General features: G+C 62.8%; 3 protein-coding genes. All 3 read right to left on the bottom strand.

The features are described 5' to 3' along the window. Nucleotides 1-55: 55 nt before the first annotated feature. The 3 genes from tnpC to tnpA are packed head-to-tail and all read right to left on the bottom strand — an operon-like array spanning nucleotide 56 to nucleotide 2414. Nucleotides 56-1669: an IS66 family transposase gene (gene tnpC, locus R2N16_RS25325; protein ID WP_316669781.1), complete on the bottom strand. Its 1614-nt coding sequence runs from the start codon at nucleotides 1667-1669 to the stop codon at nucleotides 56-58. A gap of 53 nt (nucleotides 1670-1722) precedes the next feature. Continuing rightward, nucleotides 1723-2070 carry an IS66 family insertion sequence element accessory protein TnpB gene (tnpB, locus tag R2N16_RS25320; protein WP_316669780.1) on the bottom strand — a complete coding sequence of 116 codons (348 nt, stop codon included), beginning with the start codon at nucleotides 2068-2070 and terminating at the stop codon, nucleotides 1723-1725. Next, nucleotides 2067-2414, bottom strand: coding sequence for an IS66-like element accessory protein TnpA (tnpA, locus tag R2N16_RS25315; RefSeq protein WP_428984177.1), 348 nt, complete (start codon nucleotides 2412-2414; stop codon nucleotides 2067-2069). The genes tnpB and tnpA overlap by 4 nt, the downstream gene beginning before the upstream one ends. Nucleotides 2415-2573: the final 159 nt, after the last annotated feature.

Below are 2573 nucleotides of genomic sequence, written 5' to 3'. Positions count from 1 at the left end.
GTAAGCACCCGACCGGTACCGTAGGTGATGGTGTTGACGATCGCGGCGGGAAGCGTTACCGGATAGGATCGACCTTGGCGGACGCTGGCAGGTGCTCGGCCACGTTCCAGGGTAGTAGTTCGTCGATGCGGCTCACCGGATGGTCGGCAATGCGCTCGATGACGTAGTGCAGGTAGGCCTCGGGATCGAGACCGTTCAGGCGAGCCGTGCCGATGAGTGTGTACATGGCGGCGGCGCGCTCGCCGCCGCTGTCCGCGCCGGCGAACAGATAGTTGCGGCGACCAAGAGCCACCCCTCGCAAGGCACGCTCGGCGATCAGGTTGTCGATCTCGGCCTGGCCATCGCTGCTGTAATAGACGAGCGCCGACCAGCGATTGAGTGCGTACTGAATCGCCTTGGTGGTGTCGGACTTCGCAGACAGCGTGGGCAGGATCAACTCGAACCACCGCAACATGTCATCGAGCAGCGGCACGGCTTGCGCCTGCCGTACGCGCAGACGCTCATCAGGTGGTTTGCCGCGGATCGACTCTTCGATCCGGTAGAGTGCACTGAAGCGTTCCAGGGCTTCCTGGGTAATGGCCGAGGGCCGCACGGCATGCAGATCGTGGACCTTGCGTCTCGCGTGCGCCATGCAGGCCGCTTCGCGGACGCAACCACCGCGGTACAACTCGGCATAGCCTGCAAACGCGTCGGCTTGCAGCACGCCGGTAAAGTTCACCAAGTGCCGCTGTGGGTGTTCGCCACGACGATCTGGTGTGTAGACGAACCAGACCGCCGGCGCATCGGCCGAGCCGCTGGACCTGTCGTCACGCACATAGACCCAGAGGCGACCGGTCTTGGTGGTGCCGCGGCCGGGCTCCAGGACAGGCAGCGGTGTATCGTCAGCATGCACCTTGGAGCCACCCAGCGTGTAGCGGCGCATTGCGTCAATCAGTGGGGTGAATAGCCAGGTCAGGCTACCCATCCAGTGGCCCATCGTGCCAGGATCGATCTCCACGCCCTCGCGCGCGAACATCACGGCCTGCCGGTACAGCGGGAGGTGGTACGCGAACTTGGAGGTGGCGATGTGGGCGAGCAGTCCGGGGCCAGGCAGGCCCCGGTCGATCGGTCGGCTCGGCGCCGCTGCCTGCACGATGCAGTCGCAGCACGAGCAGGCCAGCTTGGGGCGGTGGTGGCGGATGACGCGGAAGTGCGCGCGCACGTATTCGAGCTGTTCGGACACGTCCTCACCCAGCGGCCTGAGCGTGCCACCACAGTCCGGGCAAGCATCCTCGGCTGGCTGGTGGACCCGCTCCTCGCGCTCCAGGTGCTCTGGCAGCGGCTTGCGGCGCTTGGGTTCGCGTGGCTCACGTGCTTGCTTGAACTCCGTGGCAGCCGCCGCTGCGCCTTCATCGGCCTGCAGGTCTTCCAGGCGCAGCTCGAGCTGCTCGATCTGGTGCTGCAGCTTCTCCGACTTGCGGCCGAACTGCATACGGCGCAGCTTGGCGATCAGTAGCTTGAGGTGCTCGATCTCTTGTTCGCGCGAACTCAGGCGCTTCTCCAGCGCAGCAAGTTGTGCCTTGTGCTTGTGCACCTGGGCATCGCGCTCTTGCACCATTGCCTCACGCGCGAGCACCATTGCCTTCAAGGCCTCGATGTCGTTGGGCAGAGAGCTCGCACGCAGTTCCATGACGACAGTCTGCCCGATAGGAGCCTACCGATGGAGTGCGTGTACGCAGCAATTTATAAGGCGCTGCGCGGCCGCGCAGCTTCGATAGGCTGTCGCCAATCGAATCCCTCGAGCAAGAGCGAGAGCTGCGCCGTAGTCAATGCCACCGCACCGCCTTCGGCCCTGGGCCAAGCGAAACGCCCCGTCTCAAGCCGTTTCGCGAGCAGGCATAGGCCGCCATCGCTCCAATACAAAGCCTTTAGAAGATCGCCGCGTTTGCCCCTGAAGATAAAAACGTGGCCGCCATATGGATCCTTCTCAAGCACCGTCTGTACCTTCGCCGCAAGCGAATTGAAGCCGGAGCGCATATCAGTGATACCGGCAGCGATCCAGATCCGTGTATTTGCAGGCAGGCCGATCATCGGAGAATTCGCTCGAGAACCAGGCGCAGTATCGTCGAGTCGGGCGCGCCTTCTATCCGGACCGACGTGTTGCCGTGCTGAAGTTGAATGCTGCCATTTGTAGTCGCCGCGGGCACTGGCGCTTCCATCGACACCGGCACATCGACTGCAGATTGATCAGGCTGCACATTAACAACGACGGGCAACATGGCATCTGTTTGCGCTGCTTCGATCAACAGTCCCTGAGCGTATAGCTTGCGCCAGCCCCACAACTGGTTGGCGTTGATGTTGTTCTCGCGGGCGACCCGAGCGACCGAAGCACCGGGTTCGAACGTCTGCTCGACCACCGAGCGTTTCCATTCCATCGGATGCCGCCGGTTCTGACGCTTGGTGGATAACTCGACTGTCTGAGGCACCGTGTCCATTCTCCGCTGTTGTGGACACAGTCGGTCGTCCGTGTCCGTCGCAGACGATCATCGCATCAGTTCCTCAAGGCGGGGCGACGGTACATATCAGATGCTTAC

It is taken from the genome of Ralstonia psammae, from assembly GCF_958405935.1.
GTDB lineage: Bacteria > Pseudomonadota > Gammaproteobacteria > Burkholderiales > Burkholderiaceae > Ralstonia > Ralstonia psammae.
This window is presented reverse-complemented; position numbering and strand designations above follow the sequence as displayed.